The sequence below is a fragment of the Acidovorax sp. GW821-FHT09A11 genome (assembly GCF_059418365.1).
This window is the reverse complement of record NZ_JBWKPS010000002.1, coordinates 188,184-206,253: the sequence shown is the minus strand read 5'-3', so window position 1 is coordinate 206,253 and position 18,070 is coordinate 188,184. Positions and strand designations below refer to the sequence as shown.

16 protein-coding genes are annotated in these 18,070 nt (G+C 69.4%); 13 read left to right on the top strand and 3 right to left on the bottom strand.

The features are described 5' to 3' along the window. Positions 1 to 31 precede the first annotated feature (31 nt). Both AC07PV_RS04970 and AC07PV_RS04965 read left to right on the top strand, forming a co-directional pair. Positions 32 to 1,078 (top strand): ABC transporter permease, encoded by a 1,047-nt coding sequence (locus AC07PV_RS04970; protein WP_218294303.1) that lies wholly within the window; start codon positions 32 to 34, stop codon positions 1,076 to 1,078. Continuing rightward, complete coding sequence (locus AC07PV_RS04965) at positions 1,075 to 2,751, top strand: ABC transporter ATP-binding protein (RefSeq protein WP_494629606.1); 1,677 nt, start codon at positions 1,075 to 1,077, stop codon at positions 2,749 to 2,751. The genes AC07PV_RS04970 and AC07PV_RS04965 overlap by 4 nt, the downstream gene beginning before the upstream one ends. A 180-nt stretch (positions 2,752 to 2,931) precedes the next feature. Here AC07PV_RS04965 and AC07PV_RS04960 read toward each other — a convergent pair whose 3' ends face one another. Further along, positions 2,932 to 3,528 carry a lipocalin family protein gene (locus tag AC07PV_RS04960; protein ID WP_218294304.1) on the bottom strand — a complete coding sequence of 199 codons (597 nt, stop codon included), beginning with the start codon at positions 3,526 to 3,528 and terminating at the stop codon, positions 2,932 to 2,934. 250 nt (positions 3,529 to 3,778) lie between these two features. Here AC07PV_RS04960 and AC07PV_RS04955 point away from each other — a divergent pair, with 250 nt between their 5' ends. From AC07PV_RS04955 to AC07PV_RS04945, 3 genes are all read left to right on the top strand, one after another. After that, the gene (locus tag AC07PV_RS04955; RefSeq protein ID WP_218294305.1) at positions 3,779 to 4,336 is read left to right on the top strand and encodes a DUF1003 domain-containing protein; all 558 of its coding nucleotides are present in this window, start codon (positions 3,779 to 3,781) and stop codon (positions 4,334 to 4,336) included. 88 nt (positions 4,337 to 4,424) lie between these two features. Next, a complete protein-coding gene (locus AC07PV_RS04950; protein WP_494629605.1) occupies positions 4,425 to 5,054 on the top strand; it encodes a hypothetical protein in 630 nt (209 codons plus the stop codon). Positions 5,055 to 5,268: 214 nt separating this feature from the next. Continuing rightward, a complete protein-coding gene (locus AC07PV_RS04945; RefSeq protein WP_494629604.1) occupies positions 5,269 to 6,429 on the top strand; it encodes a DUF4382 domain-containing protein in 1,161 nt (386 codons plus the stop codon). 102 nt (positions 6,430 to 6,531) lie between these two features. Here the strand turns inward: AC07PV_RS04945 and AC07PV_RS04940 are convergent, their stop codons facing one another. After that, positions 6,532 to 7,458: a LysR family transcriptional regulator gene (locus AC07PV_RS04940; protein ID WP_369643891.1), complete on the bottom strand. Its 927-nt coding sequence runs from the start codon at positions 7,456 to 7,458 to the stop codon at positions 6,532 to 6,534. A gap of 112 nt (positions 7,459 to 7,570) precedes the next feature. Here AC07PV_RS04940 and AC07PV_RS04935 point away from each other — a divergent pair, with 112 nt between their 5' ends. The 4 genes from AC07PV_RS04935 to leuD are packed head-to-tail and all read left to right on the top strand — an operon-like array spanning position 7,571 to position 11,632. After that, entirely contained in the window at positions 7,571 to 8,584 is a 1,014-nt protein-coding gene (locus AC07PV_RS04935) for a tripartite tricarboxylate transporter substrate binding protein (protein ID WP_492806461.1), read from the top strand. A 25-nt stretch (positions 8,585 to 8,609) separates the two neighbouring features. Then, positions 8,610 to 9,515 carry an alpha/beta fold hydrolase gene (locus tag AC07PV_RS04930; RefSeq protein WP_494629603.1) on the top strand — a complete coding sequence of 302 codons (906 nt, stop codon included), beginning with the start codon at positions 8,610 to 8,612 and terminating at the stop codon, positions 9,513 to 9,515. A gap of 33 nt (positions 9,516 to 9,548) precedes the next feature. Further along, on the top strand, positions 9,549 to 10,967 hold the full coding sequence (leuC, locus tag AC07PV_RS04925) for a 3-isopropylmalate dehydratase large subunit (RefSeq protein WP_494629602.1): 1,419 nt from the start codon (positions 9,549 to 9,551) through the stop codon (positions 10,965 to 10,967). Next, positions 10,964 to 11,632, top strand: coding sequence for a 3-isopropylmalate dehydratase small subunit (leuD, locus tag AC07PV_RS04920; RefSeq protein WP_494629600.1), 669 nt, complete (start codon positions 10,964 to 10,966; stop codon positions 11,630 to 11,632). The genes leuC and leuD overlap by 4 nt, the downstream gene beginning before the upstream one ends. A 29-nt stretch (positions 11,633 to 11,661) precedes the next feature. Here leuD and AC07PV_RS04915 read toward each other — a convergent pair whose 3' ends face one another. Next, positions 11,662 to 12,663: a PhnD/SsuA/transferrin family substrate-binding protein gene (locus AC07PV_RS04915; RefSeq protein ID WP_494629599.1), complete on the bottom strand. Its 1,002-nt coding sequence runs from the start codon at positions 12,661 to 12,663 to the stop codon at positions 11,662 to 11,664. 359 nt (positions 12,664 to 13,022) lie between these two features. Here AC07PV_RS04915 and AC07PV_RS04910 point away from each other — a divergent pair, with 359 nt between their 5' ends. The 4 genes from AC07PV_RS04910 to AC07PV_RS04895 all read left to right on the top strand — a co-directional run bounded on the left by AC07PV_RS04910 (position 13,023) and on the right by AC07PV_RS04895 (position 18,044). Further along, complete coding sequence (locus AC07PV_RS04910) at positions 13,023 to 13,943, top strand: hypothetical protein (RefSeq protein ID WP_494629597.1); 921 nt, start codon at positions 13,023 to 13,025, stop codon at positions 13,941 to 13,943. A 20-nt stretch (positions 13,944 to 13,963) separates the two neighbouring features. Then, complete coding sequence (locus AC07PV_RS04905; protein WP_218338858.1) at positions 13,964 to 14,443, top strand: hypothetical protein; 480 nt, start codon at positions 13,964 to 13,966, stop codon at positions 14,441 to 14,443. A 158-nt stretch (positions 14,444 to 14,601) separates the two neighbouring features. Then, positions 14,602 to 15,840: a hypothetical protein gene (locus AC07PV_RS04900; protein WP_218294315.1), complete on the top strand. Its 1,239-nt coding sequence runs from the start codon at positions 14,602 to 14,604 to the stop codon at positions 15,838 to 15,840. After that, positions 15,837 to 18,044: an AAA family ATPase gene (locus tag AC07PV_RS04895; protein WP_494629596.1), complete on the top strand. Its 2,208-nt coding sequence runs from the start codon at positions 15,837 to 15,839 to the stop codon at positions 18,042 to 18,044. Before AC07PV_RS04900 ends, AC07PV_RS04895 begins: the two co-directional genes overlap by 4 nt. Positions 18,045 to 18,070 lie beyond the last annotated feature (26 nt).

The window sequence follows — 18,070 nt, the reverse complement described above, 5'->3', positions numbered from 1 at the left end:
CCAGCTTGAACCAAACGAACAGCCAGCCCTGATGAGCCCTGCCTCTCCATCGCCTTCGCTCTCTCCCGCGCGCCGCGCGTGGCTGCGCTTTCGGCGCAACCGCCTGGGCTACTGGAGCCTGTTGATCTTCAGTGCCCTGGTGCTGCTGAGCCTGTGCGCCGAACTGGTCAGCAACGACAGGCCGCTCATCGTGCGCTACGAGGGGCACACCTACTTTCCGATGCTCAAGGACTACCCCGAGACCACGTTCGGCGGAGACTTCGAGACCCCCACCGACTACCTGGACCCCTTCATCAAGAACCGGCTGAGCCAGGGCAGCAACTGGGCGCTGTACACCCTCAATCCGTACGGGCCCAACACGCTCAACTACTTCGCCAAGTCGCCCAACCCGTCGGCGCCCACCGGCGACAACTGGCTGGGCACCGACGACCGGGGGCGTGACCTGCTGGCCCAGCTGCTCTACGGCTTTCGCGTGAGCGTGTTGTTCGGCCTGGCGCTCACGGTGACGGGCGTGCTGCTTGGGGTGGTCACGGGGGCGATCCAGGGGTTCTTTGGGGGCAAGACCGATCTGGCGTTCCAGCGCTTCATGGAAATCTGGGGCTCCATGCCCGAGCTGTACCTGCTCATCATCTTCAGCGCCGTGTTCGCCCCGAGCATCTCGCTGCTGCTCATCCTTCTCTCCCTGTTTGGCTGGATGGGCCTGTCGGACTACGTGCGCGCCGAGTTCCTGCGCAACCGCCAGCTCGACTACGTGAAGGCGGCGCGGGCCCTGGGCGTGGGCAATGCGCAGATCATCTGGCGCCACATCCTGCCCAACAGCCTCACCCCGGTGGTGACCTTCCTGCCGTTTCGCATGAGCGCGGCCATCCTCGCGCTCACTTCGCTCGACTTCCTGGGCCTGGGCGTGCCGCCCGGCACGCCGTCGCTGGGCGAGCTGCTGAGCCAGGGCAAGAACAGCATCGACGCGTGGTGGATTTCCTTGTCCACCTTCGCCGTGCTGGTCACCACCTTGCTGCTGCTGACCTTCATGGGCGATGCGCTGCGGGACGCCCTCGACCCCCGAAAGGCCGATCAATGATCGCCCCCACGCCTGGCACCGGCATGTCCTCGCTGCCCCCCGGGGGCGCTCCCGCTGCCCCGCTGCTCGACGTGCGGGATCTGCACGTGCGCTTCGGCGCCAAGGAGGTGGTGCGCGGGGCCAGCTTCACCATCGCAGCCGGCGAAAAACTCGCGCTGGTGGGCGAGTCCGGCTCCGGCAAGACCATCACCGCGCTCAGCCTGCTGCGGCTGGCGGGCAATGCCGCCATCACCGGCCAGGCCATGCTGCGGGGGCAGCGCGATCTGCTGGCGCTCACGGAGCGCGAGATGCGGGGCGTGCGCGGCGGCGAGATCGCCATGGTCTTCCAGGAGCCGATGACCGCGCTCAACCCGCTGATGACCATTGGCACGCAGATCGCCGAGATCCTGCAGCTCAAGAAAGGCCTGACGGGCGAGCAATGCGCGCAGGCCGCCGTTGCGCTGCTGGCCAAGACCGGCATTCCCGAGCCCGCGCGCCGCGCCAACAGCTTTCCCCACCAGCTCTCGGGCGGCCAGCGCCAGCGCGCCATGATCGCCATGGCCCTGGCCAGCGAGCCGCAGCTGCTGCTGGCCGACGAACCCACCACCGCGCTCGACGTCACGCTGCGCGGCCAGATCCTGGACCTGCTGTCCGATCTGCAGCGGCAGAACGGCATGGCGGTGCTGCTGATCACGCACGACCTCAACTTGGTGCGCCGCTTCGCGGACCGCGTGGCCGTGATGGAGCAGGGCGTGCTGGTGGAGCAGGGGCCCGTGGCCGAGGTGTTCGGCGCGCCGCAGCATGCCTACACCCGCCGCCTGATCGCCAGCCAGCCGCGCCGTGACGTGGCACCCGCCGATTCCCCCGCGGGCACGCCGCCGGTGGTCCAGACGCAGGACCTGCGCGTGGTGTACCCCACGCCGCTCCCCGGCGTGCGGGGATGGTTCCAGAAAGGCGAGTTCGTGGCCGTGCAGGCCGCCACGCTCGCGCTGCCGCCCGGAGAGACGCTGGGCGTGGTGGGCGAATCCGGGTCGGGCAAATCCACGCTGGCGCAGGCCATCCTGGGCCTGCTGCCCTGCACCGGCCAGCTGCAGGTCGGCGGGCAGGCGTGGCAGCAGCCCGCCATGCGCAACACGCCCGCCAACCAGCAGCTGCGCCGCCGCGTGCAGGTGGTGTTCCAGGACCCGTTCTCGTCGCTCTCTCCGCGCCTGACGGTCGAAGAGATCGTGGGCGAGGGCCTCAAGGTGCATGAGCCCGCGCTGGGCGTGGCCCAGCGGCGCGCCCGGGTCGAGGCCGCGCTGGCCGAGGTGGGCCTGGCCGAGGCCCAGTACCCGCGGCTGCTCGAGCGCTACCCGCATGAATTCTCCGGTGGGCAGCGCCAGCGCCTGGCCATCGCGCGCGCCCTCATCGTGCAACCGCAGGTGCTCGTGCTCGACGAGCCCACCAGCGCGCTCGACGTCACCATCCAGCAGCAGGTGCTGGGCCTGCTGCAGCGCCTGCAGAAAGAAAAGGGCCTGAGCTACCTGCTCATCACCCACGACGTGGACGTGATCCGGGCCATGGCGCACCAGGTGCTGGTGATGAAGGATGGCACCGTGCTGGAAAGCGGCAGCGTGGACGAGGTGCTGGACGCACCCCGGCACCCGTACACCCAGCGCCTGGTGGCCGCCGCCACCGTGCCCGGGGCGGAGTAGTTTTTGGCCGAAATGGCCGCTGGCGCTTGTGGTGAAATCGCGGGGCGCTATTTAATTGGTAGCAAAAAGAGGCTTCATGCCGGTTGGGTGCGGCGCACCACATCGCATCGCGGTGCTTCGCCGCGGCCAGGTGCTGGCATCCGGCGCACGGGCTCCACGCCTGCAGCGCCTGGCCTTGCCTCAGGTCATCACTGCGCGCCTGGCGTGCTGTTCACTGGCGGGCGGCGCCCACAGGATGCGGCCCACGTCGATGCCCATGGACTGCGCACGCTCGATCAGGTGTTCGCGCACATGCCAGGGCAGGGTGGGGGTGCGCGACAGGATCCACAGGTAGTCCTTGCTGGAGCCCACCACCATGGCCCACTGGTAGTTCTCATCCAGCGCCACCACGTTGTAGCCGCCGTAGAACGGCCCGAAGAACGACACCTTCAACGCCGCGCGCGTGGGCGCATCGACGAAGCTTGCCGTGCCCTCGGCCTCCTTCCACTCCTTGCGCACCGGGTCGTACCCCCGGTTCACCACCTTCACGGTGTCGTCGGGGTTGCGGCTGTAGGTGGCGCTGGTCTGGGTGAGCCCGCGCTCGAACGAGTGGTCGATGCGCGCCACCTCGTGCCAGTGGCCGGTGTAGCGGTCCACATCGAAGCCGGTCACGGCCTGGATGCCTTCGGGCGTGCGTGGCGTGGAGCAGGCCGTGAGCGCCAGCAGCGCCATCAGTGCGGTGGCTCCGATCACCAGGGACCAGGGGGAGTGGCGGCGAGGCATGGCGTGGATGCGCATGGGATTGCTCCTGCGGTGGCGGCTTTCGAGGGTGCGTTGCAGGGCTTTGTGGGCATGCGCTGCGCGGCGGTTGTCTGTGCGTTCGACTGTAGGCACGGTGGCTGCCCCGGCGTGTAGGCGCAGGCTGGCAGCGCCTGTCGGCGCGGCGTTGACGGACCGGCGGCAGTCGTCCAGGCGTAGAGTGGGGCCAGGCGCCTTCTGCCTGTTTGCTGCCTGTTGGCGAATGCGCCCCGATCGGAGAGGAACACCCATGACCGCCCACCCCCACCCTGCGCACAACGCCCCACCCCTGGAAGACGGCCCGCCCCGGGTGGACCCCTTGCGCTTTCACCGGCGCCATGAGCACCTGGCCCCTACCTTCGGCACGGACCGGTTTGCGTTGCAGGCCGAGGCCTTTGCGCGGTTCTTTGGCACGCCGCTGTTTCTCGGTGCGCAGACGCTGATCGTGGCGGCGTGGATCTTGATCAACGTGCTGGGTGCCGCCAGGTTCGATCCCTATCCGTTCATCCTGCTCAACCTTGCGTTCAGCCTGCAGGCGGCCTACGCCGCGCCACTCATCCTGCTCGCCCAGACGCGGCAGGCCGCGCGCGACAAGCACCACGCCGACGCGGATGCGCAGCACCGCGAGGCGCTGGCCATCGCCAGCGAACAACGTCAGGCCATTGCCGCGCAGAATGCCGCGCAGGTGCTGGAGCTGCTGCAGCAAAACACCTTGTTGACCGAACAGACGCGCCAGCTCACGCTGCGCGTCGAAGCACTGACTGTGGAGATCCACCAGCGATTTGTCACGCAGGCCGCGCGGCCGTGACGGGATGGATCCACGAACGACTTCCCGCCATCCACGCGGGCCCGGGCCATGCCCTCCCGCTCCTTGCCCACCACACCGCGGAATGTCCATGCCCCCACCATCCCCGCCATCTCCTTCGTCCCCTCCGTCCCCGCCGGTGGCTTCATCGCCGTCGCCCCAGGGGGGTGATGCGGACGTCGATATCGCGGCGCTGTACCGCCGGGTCCATGGCCTTGCCGTGCCAGGGCAGCTGGCCACCGCCCTGCACATGGGGGCGGAGCACACCATGGTGGCGACGGGGCTGGATCCTCAGCTGCCCTCCGTCGTGCTGACCCTGGCGCTGGGCAGCCAGAAGACGGCGCGCGATTTTTTCCGCGGGGCGCTTCCCACCCCCTTCGAGCTGGAGACCGCCATTGCGCGGGTGGAGGACGAGGTCTACGCCGCCCATGTCCGCCATCGCCCCTGGGTGCCGCAGGGTGCGGTGGTCGCGCCTTGTTCCGCAGACCCGGCGCTGCACGAGATCGCCACCCTGGCGGGCATTGCGCCAGGGCCGCGGCGCATGCTCACTCTCGATGCCCTGGAGCATGTGTTCAACCGGCTTGTCTCCGTATCCCAGGGGCGTCCGGCTTCGCAGGAGGGGTTGCCCGCCCGCGCTGCATTCGCGGCCACCCTGCTGGTGCTGCGCGAGCTGATGCACCACATGCCGTTCGGGCCGCTCACGCTGATGGACGGTGCCTGAGAGGCCGGGGGCCGATGGGTGGCCCAACGCTGGACGGTGCGGGCATGTGGTGGAAAGCGGCGCGGAGAGCGTGCGCCGCTCGTCGCCAAGTCTGGGTGTTGTCCTACAGACACGCGCCGGAATGCCTCTAAGGTTGTTTGTGTGAATTTTTCACATTCTTCGGGATGCTCCCCTGGTCCCGCAGCCGCCAACATCTCACCAAAGAGGCCACCCCATGAAAACACATCCTTGTCTGCGCACCGTCCTGTGTGCACTGTCCATCGCCAGCCTTGCCGCCTGCGGGGGCGGTGGTGGAGGTGGCGAAACCAGCGGAAATGGCACGTTGCGCCTGGCGATGACGGATGCCCCCAGCTGCGGCTATTCCGCCGTGAATGTCACGGTCGAGAAAGTGCGCGTCCACCAGAGCAGCAATGCCTCGGACAACGATGCGGGCTGGTCAGAGATCGTGCTGAACCCGGCACGCAGGGTGGACCTGCTGACGCTGACGAACGGTGTGCTCATGGAGCTGGGGCAGGTGCCGCTGCCCGCGGGAAAGTACACGCAGTTGCGGCTCGTGCTGGCCAGCAACACAGGGGCCCAGCCGCTGGCCAATTCGGTGCTCCCCACCGGCGCATCGGAAGTCGCGCTGAAAACGCCGAGCGGGCAGCAATCGGGCGTCAAGACGAATGTGAATATCGACGTGGGCGCCAATCAGATGGCCGACTTCGTTCTGGACTTCGATGCCTGCAAGTCGGTGGTGGCCGCTGGCGCGTCGGGCCAGTATCTTCTCAAACCCGTGGTGTCGGTGATCCCGCGCTTCGTTTCCGGTGTGCAGGGCTATGTGGAACCCGGCACGGGCACCAGCGTCTCCCTGCAGTTCAACGGTGAGCTGGTGCGCGCCACCACCCCCGACAGCGCGGGCAGGTTCCTGCTCCAGCCGGTGGCTCCGGGCAGCTACACGCTGGTCGTCGTGGGTGCGGGGCGCACCACCACGGTGGTCACGGGGGTTCCGGTGGCCGCCGAGACAGTGACTTCCGTGGGCGCGGGCGCCGCGCCTTTGAGCCTGCCGCCATCTCCGGTCGCGACGGTGAAGGGCACCGCCCCGGTGGACACCATGGTGCGGGTGCTCCAGCCCTTGTCGGTGGGGGGCACGATCGAAGTGGCCGGCCGGGGCGTTGACGGGGTGACAGGGGCCTACGGCTTCACGGTGCCTACCCTCGCGCCGCGGGTCGCCCCCTATGCCGCACCGGGCACCAGCCTGGTGTTTGCCGCGGACTCCGCGGCGGCGGGGCGCTACGCTGTTCAGGCCCGCCTGGGTGGTTTTGCCGACAAGACGCAGGCACTGCCTGTCCTGACGGAGGGTGCCGTGCAAACCACGGATTTCACCTTCCCCTGACACCGCGGGCGGAGGGCACCGCCCCGCCTGCGATGAATGGCAGCGGGGCGGCCTTTCAGGACGGGGGGCGCGTCTCTGCACCTGTCGGCCAGGGCGGTGATGTCAGGGCTCTCCGGCCGGCCGCGCCACGAGGTCCTTCCGGTCGCCGGAAAACCAGGCCGCCAGGAAATCCGCCAGCGCCCGCGTCTTGGCCGACAGGTCGCTGCGGGTGGGGTACACCAGCGTCACGTCCGCCGCGGGCAAGGCCCAGGCGGGCAGAACGCGCCGCAGGCGGCCAGCGGCCAGGTGGGCTGCCACGTCCCACTCGGAGCGCATCAGCACGCCGTGGCCTTCCAGGGCCCAGGTGGTGGCGGCCGCGCCATCGTTGGTGCTGAGCATGCCGCGCACCTTCACCGTTTCCTGCCGCCCGCCCTGGTGCAGGTGCCAGGTGCCATAGGTTTCATCGCTTTCGCGGATCACGATGCACAGGTGGGCCAGCAGGTCGGCGGGCTGGGCGGGCTCGCCCGCGTGGGCCAGGTAGGCCGGCGACGCGCACAGCACGCGCCGGTTGGCCATCAGCCTGCGGGCCGTGAGGCGCGAGTCGGGCAGGTCGCCAAAGCGCACGGCGGCATCCAGGCCCTGTTCCACCAGGTTCACGGGCCGGTCGGTCAGGTGCAGTTGCACCTCCACTTCGGGGTAGGCGCGCGAGAAGGCCGACAGGGCGGGCGCGATGTGAACGCGGCCAAAGCCCAGGGTGGCCGCCAGCTTGATGAGCCCGCGCGGCGAGCTGCGCGCGCCGGCCACCGTGCGCTCCAGCGCCTCCAGGTCGCCCAGGATGCGGGCACCATCCAGCAGGTAGGTCTCGCCCTCGGGTGTGAGGTGGATGCGCCGTGTGGTGCGGTGCAGAAGGCGCACGCCCAGCCGGTGCTCCAGCTGGGCCAGGCGCCGGCTGACCGCGGGCGGGGTGATGCCCATCTGCTGCGCGGCGGCGGCCAGGCTGCCTTCCTTCATGAGCAAGGCAAAGAAGCGCAGGTCCGAAAAGCCGTCCATGGGTACCTCATTCGTGTTTTGAATTTATGAATGAAATGATTTTGACGGTATTTATGGCGTTGAACATCACTCATAAGATCCAGCCACAACAAATACCCGCAGGAGACAACCCATGACCGATTCCACCCCCCCGACACCGTCCCTGTTTCCCCGCCGGCTGGCTGTGGCGGCAACGGCCGCCGCCACGCTGGCACTGCTGTCGCCCGCTGCGGCCCTGGCACAGCCAGCGGCTTTTCCCAACAAGGCCATCAAGCTCGTGGTCCCCTATGCGCCCGGCGGCAGCGCCGACATCGCCGCGCGGCTCATCACCGATGAATGGGGCAAGGCGCTGGGCGGCTCGCTGTTCATCGAGAACAAGGGCGGCGCGGGCGGCAATATCGGTGTGGACATGGTGGCCAAGGCCGCACCGGACGGCTACACCATCGGCCTGCAGACCGTCTCGCTGGCCATCAACCCCAGCCTCTCGGCCAAGATGCCCTACGACACCCTGAAGGATCTGGCGCCCATCGGCATGGTGGCCAGTTCGCAGCATGTGCTGGTGGTCAACAACGCCTTGCCCGCCAAGAACATCAAGGAACTGGTGGCGCTGCTCAAGGCGCAGCCGGGCAAGTACTCGTATGGCTCGGCCGGCGCGGGCAGCACCTTCCACATGTCGGCCGAGTTGTTCAAGGCCGTGGCGGGCACGCCCATCGTGCACATACCCTACCGCGGCGGCGGCCCGGCCATGATCGACACCATGTCGGGCCAGGTGGCGCTGAGCTTTCCGGTGCTGTCGGCCGCGCAGCCGCACGTGCAGGCGGGCAAGCTCAGGGCGCTGGGCGTCACCGGTACCAAGCGCTCGGCGCTCATGCCCGACGTGCCCACCATTGCCGAGGCGGGCCTGCCTGGCTACGCGTTTGAAACCTGGTTCATCGTGTTCGCGCCGGCCGGCACGCCCAAGCCGGTCGTCGACAAACTCAACACCACCCTGAACCAGGCGCTCAACACCCCGGCGCTCAAGGAGCGCATGGCCAAGGACGGTTTCGACCCCATTCCATCGACGCCCGAGCAGGCCCGCGCACGGATCGAAAAAGAGATGCCGCAGTGGGCCAAATTGATCAGGGAGCGGGGCATCACCGCCGAATAGGCACCGCCGCAATTTCAACGACACCATGACCACGACGACCCCGCTTTTCCCCGGCTTCACCCCCCACCGTGTGCCCACGCCCGACGGCCAGCACATCCACGCGCTGGTGGGCGGCACGGGCCCGGCCCTGCTGCTGCTGCACGGCCACCCGCAGACCTCGGCCATCTGGCACAAGGTGGCGCCGGTGCTGGCCCGGCACTTCACGCTGGTGCTGGCGGATTTGCGGGGCTATGGCGATTCCGCAAAACCTGCTGGGGATGCCGAGCATGCCCTCTACAGCAAGCGCACCATGGCCGCCGACATGCTGGCCGTGATGCAGCACCTGGGCCACCCACGCTTCACCGTGCTGGCCCACGACCGGGGCGCCCGCGTGGCGCACCGCCTGGCGGCCGACCACCCGGCCGCCGTGTTGCGCATGGTGCTGCTGGACATCGCCCCCACGCTGGCCATGTACGAACAGACCAGCAACGCCTTTGCGCGTGCCTACTGGCACTGGTTCTTTTTGATCCAGCCCGCGCCGCTGCCCGAGCGCCTGATCGAGGCCGACCCCGCCGCCTATGTGCGCGACGTGATGGGCCGGCGCAGCGCCGGCCTGGCCCCGTTCGACCCGCGGGCCCTGGCCGAGTACGTGCGCTGCCTGGGCCTGCCCGGTACGGCCCACGGCATCTGCGAGGACTACCGCGCCGCCGCCGGCATCGACCTGGTGCATGACCGCGCCGATCGCGACGCGGGCCGCCAGCTGGCCATGCCGCTCCTGGCCCTGTGGGGCGAGCAGGGCGTGGTGCACCAGTGCTTTGCGCCCCTGGCCGAGTGGCAGCGCGTGGCGGCCGACGTGCGCGGCCACGCACTGCCTTGCGGCCACTACATCGCCGAGGAGGCGCCGGATGCGCTGCTCGACGCGGCGCTGCCCTTCCTGCTGGCCGACCGGTAAGGCTGCACCCAACGACAACCCCCGACGCTGACCATGACCACTCCCTCAACGCTCTACCAAAAGCTGGTGGCATCGCACACCGTGGCCGTTCTGGACGAACAGAACGTTCTGCTGTTCTGCGACCTGCACCTGATGAACGAATACACCAGCCCCCAGGCCTTCGCCGGCCTGCACGAGGCCGGGCGCGGCGTGCCCGTGCCGGGGCAGAACGTGGCGGTGGTGAGCCACATCATCCCCACGCACCCGGTGCGCTGGCGCACCATCCAGGACCCGCCTTCGGCCCTGCAGGCCAGCAACCTCAAGGCCAACTGCGACCGCCACGGCATCCCGCTGTTCGACACCAACGACCCGCTGCAGGGCATCGAGCACGTGATCGCGCCCGAGCACGGCATGGTGCGCCCGGGCATGGTCATCATCTGCGGTGACAGCCACACCACCACGTACGGCGCGCTGGGCGCGCTGGGCTTCGGCATCGGCACGTCGGAGGTCGAGCACGTGCTGGCCACCCAGACCCTCGTCTACCGCCTCGCCAAGGACATGCGCATCCGCGTGGACGGTGTGCTGCCCATGGGCACCACGGCCAAGGACCTGATCCTCATGGTCATCAGCCGCATCGGCGCGCAAGGCGCACGCGGCTACGTGGTGGAGTTCTGCGGCAGCGCCATCAGCGCGCTGTCGGTGGAGGCGCGCTTCACGCTGTGCAACATGGCGGTGGAGGCGGGTGCGCGCGGCGCGCTGATCGCGCCCGACGCCACCGCCATCGACTATGTGCTGGCCAAGGCCCCCGACATCACCGGCGAGGTCCGCACGCAGGCCCTGGCCCACTGGGCCACGCTGGGCAGCGACGCGGGCGCCGTGTTCGACGTGGAGCATGTGTTCGACGCCAGCGCCGTGGCCCCCTTCGTCACCTGGGGCACCAGCCCCGACCAGGCCATGGCCATCCACGCCACCGTGCCCCGGCCCGAGGACATCACCGACGCCGTGCAGCGCAGCAGCGCCGAGCAGGCCCTGCGCTACACGGCCCTGGCGGCAGGGCAGCCGCTGGCGGGCGTGCCGGTGCAGCATGTGTTCATCGGCTCGTGCACCAATGCGCGCATCGAGGACCTGCGCGAGGTGGACCGCATCGTCGGCACCCGCCACGTGGCCAGTGGCGTGCGCGCCATGGTTGTGCCCGGCTCGGGCGCCGTGAAGGCCCAGGCCGAGGCCGAGGGCATCGCCGCGCGCCTGGTGGCCGCGGGCTTCGAGTGGCGCCAGCCCGGCTGCTCCATGTGCCTGGCCATGAACGACGACGTGCTGGCCCCCGGCCAGCGCTGCGCCTCCACCACCAACCGCAATTTCGAGGGCCGCCAGGGCCGTGGCGCCATCACCCACCTGATGAGCCCGGCCATGGCCGCCGCCGCTGCCGTCACGGGCTGCATCACCGACGTAAGAACCCTGGAGGTGACCGCATGAGCGCCGACCACAACCACACCACCGTGCGCGGCCAGGCGGCCCTGCTCGACATCGCCAACCTCGACACCGACCAGATCATGCCCAAGCAGTTCCTGCGCGGCATCGACAAGTCGGGCCTGGCGCCGGGCCTGCTGTACGACCTGCGCTTTGACGGCGCCGGGCAGCCGCGCGAAGACTTCGTGCTCAACCAGCCGGCGTTTGCCGGCACCGATGTGCTGCTGGCCGGCAGCAACTACGGCTGCGGCTCCAGCCGCGAGCATGCCGTGTGGGGCATGCAGCAGTACGGCTTCCAGGCCGTGGTGGCGTCGAGCTTTGGCGAGATTTTCTACTCCAACGCCATGAACAACCGCCTGCTGCTGGCCATGGTGACCGAGGCCGATGCCCAGGCCTTCATGCGCGAGGCCCGTGCCACTACCGGTCCCTTGGCCATGGAGATCGACGTGGAACAGCGCCAGGTGCGCACGGCAGGGCACAGCGCGCCGTTCACCATCTCCGAGCGGCACCGGCGCATGTTCCTCGACGGGCTGGATGTGATCGGCGCGTCGCTCACCTACGGGGATCAGATCGATGCGTTCGCCCAGCGCCACTGGGCCGCCCAACCCTGGGTGAAGGATGTCGCGCGGCGCACGCGCGAGCGGCTTGGCGCCGCCTCCGCGCAGGCCTGAACCGCCAGCGCCTTGGCGCCGCGGGGCACCTACTTGGCGGCGGGCTTGCCGGCCTGCGCCGCCTTCGCGGTCTTGTTGTAGACCTCCATCACCGTGGCGAAGTCGCGCTCGAAGTTGATGGGCAAGAAGGTGTCGTTGCCCGGCAGCAGCTGGCGCAGCTTGGGCGAGAAGCTGTAGCTGTACGAGCATTTCTTCACGCGCGCCTGCACCTCGGGCGACACGTCCTTGCCCAGGGTCCAGGTTTCGGTCATGAACGGCGGGCTTTCCCACAGCGTGCGGATGCTCGAACCCTTCACATCGCCCTTGACCGCCATGCGCTGGTACAGGTCGCTGGCCACGGCGGCGGCGGGGTAGAAGCCGTGCATCACACCCGTCACCGAGCGCTCGTGGCCGTTGGAGAACACCACCTCGTAGTTCTGGTCCGGCACCAGGCCAATGGCCGGGAACAGCGCGCGCGGCGCCAGGTTGCCGGAGTTGGACGTGGGCGTGGTGTGCGCGATCTTCTTGCCCACCAGGTCCTGCGGCTTGGTGAACGGGCTGTCCACGCGCGCAATCAGGATCAGCTTGTACGAGTTGCGCTGCCCGCTGGCCTTGTTGCCCGGCACGCCAAACGGCGCGGGCTGGCCGGCGGCCACCAGCTGCGGCACCAGGCCGGGGTTCACCTGGGCCAGCTGGGCCTTGCCGGCGACCAGGCTGTCGATGAGGTCCTTCTCCCCCAGCACGTCGATATTGGTGCTGCGTTCCAGCGACTCGCCCTGCAGGTTCTGCAGGTCGATGTTGCCGCAGCGCGCCAGATGATTGAAGTAGTCGCCCCACAGCAGCATGGTTTCGCTCTTGGCGTAGGTCTTGGGCATGGCCACCACCAGCTTCTCGCGCGTCCCGCTGAAGGCGGGGGATGGGGCCGTGGCTGCGGCGCGGACAGCGGCGGCGCGGGCCTGGGGTGTGGCGGCGGTGTCCGTCTGGGCGGCAACGGGGCCGAGCGTGAAGGTGGCGCAGAGCAAAAGCGCGCCAGAGCGTGCGTGAGAACGCATGGTGAATCTCCCTCGGGGTTTTGTGATGGTGGTGGCCCGCAGGCCAACCGGGCGGGGCCACGCACGGGTTGCGGGCCTGCCGGTGGCGTGCCGCGCGGCGCTGCCCGGCCGCGCGGCGGGCTGGCCGTCGAGTATGCATGAAGCACCCGCGCGCCAAGGCAAGCGGCGGGTGCTGGAACCGTGGAGGCGCGTGGCGCCCACCGCATCCGTCCAACGGCCGTGCCGCTGAAGGACGGTGGTTGACATGGCGTCAAGTGCCAGGGCCCGGGCGATGGACAACGCCGAGAGGGACGGTGCCCGCGAAGCCGGTAACAATTCGTGTACTTCCACCGCGAACCCACTCTCCCTACCGCCGCACCATGTCGCAAAACGCACACACCCTGCACCTGTTCTTCGAAGACGCGATCAAGCTCAAGACCGGCCAGCTGGTCTACCAGTACCTGGCCGCCGGCAATACCGAACAGGCGCAGCGCTGGGCCCAGAAACTGGGGGGCGCGGATCTGGCGGCGCTGTGGGACGAACAGTGGTTCAACCAGGAGGTCCTGGCCCAACGCACCCACCTGCTGCTGCGCTTTGACACCGGCACGCACGACGACCTTCCCTTGCGGGCGCTCGAAACACTGTTTGCCCACGGCCTGCAGTCGGCGGTGCTGGAGGTGTTCTACGACCAGGTGGGCGAAACCGAGCGCATGCACTTCGACAAGGGCCAGTGGGTCTCGCGCAGGGCGTTCTTCGAGGCCAACCCGCAGTGGCGCGCGGTGGTGGAGCCCGTGGACGAACCCGTGGCTGCCGGTGAGGCTGGCGAAGGGACCGAAGAGGAAGATGCCCACGCCCACTCCAAGGACCCGGGCAAGCCGGTCTCAGTGTCCAAGCTGCGCAAGCAGGAGGCCGAGCGCAGGAAGAAGGGCGAGGAAGCCGCGCAGGCCTTCATTGATATGGCCAAGGAGATGCACAAGACCGGCACCTCTCCCGTTCAGGGACTGATCGCGGTGCTGCTGCTGCGCGCCGGCTTCAAGGGGCTGCTGCAGGCCATCGCGTTCACGGTGGTCACCGTGCTGCTGTTCAAGGGCCTGTGGCTCTGGCTGGGGCTGGGCCTGGTGCTGGCCATCGTGCTGCCGCTGTACTACATGCTGAGCGAGTACAAGGACCTCCACGGGGATGGCGACGAGGACGGCGACCCGGACAAAGACGCCGACGACGACAGCGAAGATGGCGGCGAGAACGAGGGCCGTGGTGGCGAAGCGCCGCAGGGCGGCAACGCCGGCAAGTCCAGCCACTGAACCCGAGGGAGACACACAAAATGCTGACACAGATCGAATGGTGGGGCGGGCTGATCTTCGTGCTGGGCGCGATCACCTACAAGCTCGTGATGGGCGCGCTGGAAAAGAAGGACGATGGCATCCATTGGTACCGGCTTCAGATGCACGCCTTCTTCCTGCTGCCCGCCGTGGTGCTGGCCGCGTATTTCTATCCGCTGGACAGCCCGTGGCTGCGGTACGGCTACCTGGGCGTGCTGGGTGTCTCGCTGCTGGTGGTGGTGGTGATGCTGGTGCAGGAGATCACGGGCGACGCACCCGGGGACGATGCGGAGAAGGCCGCCACGCTCGATACAGTCAAGGGGGAGGGGGGAGAGGAAAAGAAAAAGCAGACCGAAGACGAGGAGGATGAAACCGGCTGGCTGACGGCGGTGCTGGGGGCCCTGGTGCTCTACAGCCCGGTGCTCGCGGCTTGTGGCCTGGGTTGCTACAAGGCCTGGCCCCTGGTGCAGGCGCTCTGGTAGCGCGGCATGCGCGGGCAATGCCGGAAGGTGCCGGGTGCTGGACGGCACCGGCACGCATCACAATCCGTGCCAGCCAGCCAGCCACCGACTTCTTTTCGTTTGTGTTCTTTCCAAAGCCCTCTCACCGCGCGGCGCGCAGAGTGCCCACCCCCACAGCCATGGCCCACGATTCCTTTCCGGAGCTTCTCTCGCTCTACATGCGGCGCATTCGCGCCAGCGCCTCCGGCGTGGCCACCGAGATCGGCCTGAGCCGCGAGGCCGTGAACAACTGGCGCAACGGCCTGTCGGCGCCCAACCCCCGCTCGCGAGAAAAACTGGTGGCCTGCACCCGCTACCTGCGCCTGACGGAAACCGAGGCCAACCGCCTGCTCAGCGCCGCCGGCTTCGAGCCCGAGTTTCCGCTGCAGGCCGAGTCGGCGGGCGCGGCGCAGCCCTTCGCTGCCTTCCAGGACCGGCTGTTTGCCCAGCTGGCGCAGGCCGTGCCGTATCCCATCTCGCTGCTGCTGTCGCCCGCCCACTGGGGCCAGCCGCCGTTCAGGCAAGAGCTGCTGCAGCGCGCCAAGGCGCAGTACGGCGAAGGCGCGGTGCTGCACATCCAGCCGCCCTACAGCGTGAGCACCGTGCCGGCCGAGTACTTCGCCGCCATTGGCCGCCAGTGCGGGCTCGGCGATGTGGCGTCCGACTACGAATTCGAATCCGCGCTGGAGCGCCGCCTGCTGGCGGGCGAGCGCCTGTTCTGCCTGGTCAGCCGTTTCGAGCAGGGCACCCCCGAACTGCGCGAAACCCTGGCGGGCATCCTGCGCAGCCTGAGCGAGATGCACAGCGGACGGCTGCACCTGCTGCTGTGCGGCGGCGAGGCGCTGGCCGACCTCAAATACCGCAGCGGCGACCTGTCGCTGCTCAACATCGCGCAGGTCAACCACTGGCCCGATCCGTCGCTGGAAGACCTCACCCAGCTGGCGCGCCACCGCTGGCCCGAGCAGGCCTGGCCCCAGCCGGTGCTGGCGGCCCTGCAGGAGATCAGCGGTGGACACCCCGCGCTGTTCGAGGAAGGCCTGCAGTGGCTGGTGGACCAGGGAGCGGGCGGCGGCCTGCAGGGCGCGCAGGCAGACCGCGCCGCGCTGCGCACCCACCTGGCCAGCAGCCCGCGCCTGTGGCAGACCCTGCTGCCCCTCGCGCAGGCACCGGCCACCCGGCAACGGCTGGCGCAGCTGCTGCAGGCCGATGAGCTGGGCCGCGCGCGCCCCTACCTGCAGGACGACGAGCTGCGCCGCCTGTTCTGGGGCAACCTCATCCATGTGCGCGGCACGGGCGAGGCCGCGCGGCTGCACTGGCGCAGCCCCACCATCCGCGACGCGGGCCTCATGGTGCTGGACTCGTGTTCGTCGGCCGCATGAGCCCGCTGCTGTCCAGGTCCGTGGTCCGCGCGGTGGTGATCGCGGCCATCACGCTGTTCGTGGGCAGCGCGCTGCTCACGCCCAAGCTCAACCCGGCCACGCGCGGCTCCGTGCTGGGGGCCGAGAACGCGGGGATCGTCTGGGGCGAGCTGGTGCAGTGGCGCGTAGCGATGATGCAGGCGCACAACGAGCTGGACGCCTGGCCCGAGGACATCCGCACACATGCGCCGCGCATCGGCAACCCGCAGCTGCGCGTCACGTCGCCCCGGCCCTACGTGCTGCAGGCCGACATCGCCCACAACCCCGAACTGGGCAAGCTCGCGGGCACCCAGGTGGTGGTGGAGCTCAAGCCCGGCACGACCACCTGGAGCTGCCGCCCCGGGCGTCCGCCGATTCCCCTGGGCTATCTGCCCATCAACTGCCTGGAGGGGCAGGCCGACGACTTCACGCCCGTGCCGCCGTCCGAGCGCGACCCGTTCGAAGGCCTGCGCAAGCTCATCTACTGGTGCGCCGCCATCTTCGCCGTGGGAGCGGTGGTCTGGGTCGCGCGCCACCCCCTGCTCGGGCCTTCGCAGCTGCAGCCTGCGCGCCTTCGCCGCACCCCGCTTGCGCGGCTGCCCCGTCTGGACCGGCTGCTGGGCTGGACCGGGCGGCGGGAGTCCACGCTGCTCGCGGCCGACATCCGCCCGGTGGACTGGCGCCGCGCGGTGCTGTGCGCGCAGCCCGGCGCGGCAGAGGGTGCGGGGGGCCTCGTGCGCGCGATGGCCGAGCGGGTTTCCGCCCGCAGCCAGCCCAGCACCGACTGGGCGCTGCCGGGGCTGGTGTTCGAGTGGCAGTTCCCGCCGGACCTGCCTGTGTCGCTGGACCGCTGCCTGGTCTTCGTGCCCACGCCCGGCGTGGACGAGGCCACCGTGCTGCGCCAGCTGCGCGCCGCGCAGACCGGCAGCGACGTGCTGCTGATCCTGAGCGGGCACAGCGTGGACGCGCCGATGCCCCTGCTGCAGGCCCATGCCGATGACCGCGCCAACCTGCACGTGATGGTGGACAGCGCCAGCCAGACCGAATGGCTGGTGGGCGGCGAGGCCCTGCAGGTGCTGCTGCGCCTGCTGGCCGCGCAGCTGCGCATCACCCGCATCTCGCCGTACCAGACGCGCGGTGGCGTGACGCGGGAGGGCTCCTTCTTCGGCCGCGCCCAGCTGCTGGCCCGCGTGGTCAACCGCGAACCCGCCAACTACCTGGTGGTGGGCGGGCGCCAGCTGGGCAAGAGCAGCCTGCTCAAGGCCGTGCAGCGCCGCCTGCAGGGCCACCCGCACACCGTGTGCCACTACGTCTCGCTGCGCGACCACCGCCTGGCGCCGCGCATGGCGCTGCAGTTCGGCCTGCCGGCGGACACGCCCCTCGAAGCCATCGTGGACCACCTGCAGGCGCAGTACGCGGGCAAGCGCCTGTATTTGCTGATCGACGAAGCCGACCTCTTTTTCCGCGACGAGTCGAACAGCGGCTACGCCCAGTTGTCCACGCTGCGCGCGCTCAGCGAGGAGGGGCGCTGCTGGTTCATGCTGGCGGGCTTCTGGGACCTGTACGCCACCGCCGTGCTCGACTACCAGAGCCCCCTGCGCAACTTTGGCGAGGTGCTGGCCATCGGCGGGCTGGAGCGCGCCGCCTGCCGCGAGCTGGCCACCGAGCCGCTGCGCCGCCTGCGCCTGGGTTTTGGCAGCGACACGCTGGTGGAAAAGCTCGTGGACGCCAGCGGCCAGCGCGCCAACCTCGTGGCCATCCTGTGCCAGGAATGCCTGGAGGCCCTGCAACCCGGCGAGCGCGCCATCGAGGCGCGCCACCTCGCGCAGGCCCTTGCCTCGCAGCCCGTGCAGGACGCGCTGGCCGGCTGGGGGCGCCTGAGCCAGGACGAGGCCGCCTGCCGCCTGGACCGCGTGGTGGTCTACCACACGGCCCAGGCCGGGCAGACCAGCCTGGTGGCCCTGGCCCAGCTGCTGCAAGGCCACGGCATCACGGCCGACGCGCAGGCGCTGCGCCAGTCGCTGGCACGCCTGCAGCTGGCCTATGTGCTGCGCAAGCAGGATGCCGCGTACCGCTTTGCCATCCCGCTGCTGAAAGACCAGTTCGAGCCCACGGAGGTGGAGCTGTTGCTGCGCCAGGAGCTGGCCGTGCTGGCGCGTGGCGAGGCGAACGCGGGGGGAACATAGGCCCATGCCCTGCCAGAAAGTCTCCA